This window comes from Lawsonibacter hominis, from assembly GCF_014287895.1.
Taxonomy (GTDB): domain Bacteria; phylum Bacillota; class Clostridia; order Oscillospirales; family Oscillospiraceae; genus Lawsonibacter_A; species Lawsonibacter_A hominis.
In genome coordinates, this window is sequence record NZ_JACOPP010000059.1 from 1 (window position 1) to 2500 (window position 2500).

Consider the following 2500-nt stretch of genomic DNA (forward strand, 5'->3'; position numbering starts at 1 on the left):
GGGGGGCGCGGCCGAAGGTGGGTTCGATAATTGGGGTGAAGTCGTAACAAGGTAGCCGTATCGGAAGGTGCGGCTGGATCACCTCCTTTCTAAGGAGACATCGGTAAGAGGATATCTTATCGTAACGTCCTAAGGTCAGACTTTTCTGGTGAAGAGGGTCACGTTGTTTAATTTAGAGGGTGTACGCACGGGCCCATAGCTCAGCTGGCTAGAGCGCACGACTGATAATCGTGAGGTCGGTGGTTCGAGTCCACTTGGGCCCACCACCTTCTTAGGGGGGTATAGCTCAGTTGGTAGAGCACCTGCTTTGCAAGCAGGGGGTCACCGGTTCGAGTCCGATTACCTCCACCATGAGACTGGATCAAAGTGTTCAACGGGAATGGTTGAGCACTTTGATCTGGCCTGGATGGCCGGAAGCTGGCACCTTGAAAACTGAACAATGTAGAATGAAGTATGATGAAGCAAGCAACAGAGGGCAATTAACAGCAATGTTGTGGAACAAATAATAGAATGGCGAAAGCCGTTCTAGTAGGGTAGAAACAATGAGCCAAAAAAATTGACATCTTCTGTGAAGCCTGCATAATTCATGATCCAATAGAGAACAGCTGAAGAGGTTGTTCTACTAAGGTCAAGCTAATAAGAGCGCAAGGGGAATGCCTTGGCATCAGGAGCCGAAGAAGGACGTGACAAGCTGCGATAAGCTGCGGTGAGCTGCACATAAGCTTTGACCCGCAGATTTCCGAATGGGGAAACCCGGCAGAGCAATACTCTGTCAGCCTGCGTTGAATCAAATAGGCGTAGGTGGGGAACCGCCTGAACTGAAACATCTAAGTAGGGCGAGGAAGAGAAATCAACAGAGATTCCGCTAGTAGTGGCGAGCGAACGCGGAAGAGGGCAAACCGGTGGATTTATCCACCGGGGTTGTGGACCGACACAACGACAGGATAGGTTAACTGAATGGTATGGGAAGGCCAGCCAGAGCGGGTGACAGCCCCGTAAGTGAAAACCGAATCCTGTCAGTCGAGTTCCAGAGTACCGCGGGACACGTGAAACCCCGTGGGAAACTGGGGGGACCACCCTCCAACCCTAAATACTACCTGATGACCGATAGAGGAGCAGTACCGTGAGGGAAAGGTGAAAAGGACCCCGGGAGGGGAGTGAAACAGAACCTGAAACCTTGTGCTTACAAGCACTCAAAGACCGTTAATGGTTGATGAGGTACCTTTTGTAGAATGGTCCGGCGAGTTATTGTTACTGGCGAGCTTAAGGTATTCAGTACCGGAGGCGAAGGGAAACCGAGTGTTAATAGCGCGTATAAAGTCAGTGGCAATAGACCCGAAACCGGGTGACCTACCCATGAGCAGGTTGAAGTGGGGGTAAAACCCCATGGAGGACCGAACGCACGTTCGTTGCAATGACCGGCGATGACTTGTGGGTAGCGGTGAAATTCCAATCGAACTCGGAGATAGCTGGTTCTCCCCGAAATAGCTTTAGGGCTAGCGTTAGTTTAGATTACCGGAGGTAAAGCACTGAATGGGCTAGGGGCCGATAAGGTTACTGAACCCTATCAAACTCTGAATGCCGGCTAATTGATGACTAGCAGTCAGACTACGTGAGATAAGTCTCGTGGTCAAAAGGGAAACAGCCCAGACCCACAGCTAAGGTCCCAAATACATGCTAAGTGGAAAACGATGTGGAGTTGCGAAAACAACCAGGATGTTGGCTTAGAAGCAGCCACTCATTAAAAGAGTGCGTAATAGCTCACTGGTCGAGTGACTCTGCGCGGAAAATATAACGGGGCTAAGCATGTAACCGAAGCTTGGGCTTGTCTTAGGACAGGGGTAGGGGAGCGTCGAATACGGGGTGAAGTCGCAGCGGAAGCAGCGGTGGACTGTATTCGAGTGAGAATGCCGGAATGAGTAGCGAGAATTATGTGGGAATCATAATGGCCGAAAATCTAAGGTTTCTTGGGGAAGGTTCGTCCGCCCAAGGTAAGCCGGGAGCTAAGGCGAGGCCGAAAGGCGTAGTCGATGCACATACGGTAGAAATTCCGTAGCCACCGAAACTTAAGCATGCTGACACATGGAGATAGCGGGACCCGGGCGTTGGTTGACCCGGGCGTAAGGGACCGAAATTTAGTAGGGAAGCCCGCGATGCTCTGTGGCGAGAAAAGGCATGTGGTATGCTAAGGTGCCCGTACCGCAAACCGACACAGGTAGATGAGGAGAGAATCCTAAGGCCAACGGGAGAAGGGTTGTTAAGGAACTCGGCAAAATGACCCCGTAACTTCGGGATAAGGGGAGCCTCCTACGGGAGGCCGCAGCGAATAGGCCCAAGCGACTGTTTACCAAAAACACAGGTCTCTGCTAAATCGAAAGATGACGTATAGGGGCTGACGCCTGCCCGGTGCTGGAAGGTTAAGAGGAGAGGTTAGCGCAAGCGAAGCTTTGAATCGAAGCCCCAGTAAACGGCGGCCGTAACTATAACGGTCCTAAGGTAG

General features: G+C 51.6%; 2 tRNA genes and 2 rRNA genes (1 of these 4 cut by a window edge). All 4 read left to right on the forward strand.

Annotation, left to right across the window (positions count from 1 at the left end):
* Window positions 1–89 (forward strand): 16S ribosomal RNA (locus H8S57_RS16570); the annotation flags it as partial.
* 100 nt (window positions 90–189) lie between these two features.
* Window positions 190–266 (forward strand) — tRNA-Ile (locus H8S57_RS16575).
* Window positions 267–275: 9 nt separating this feature from the next.
* Window positions 276–351, forward strand: a tRNA-Ala gene (locus H8S57_RS16580).
* A gap of 275 nt (window positions 352–626) precedes the next feature.
* Window positions 627–2500: ribosomal RNA gene (locus H8S57_RS16585) — 23S ribosomal RNA — on the forward strand (it continues 967 nt past the right edge of the window).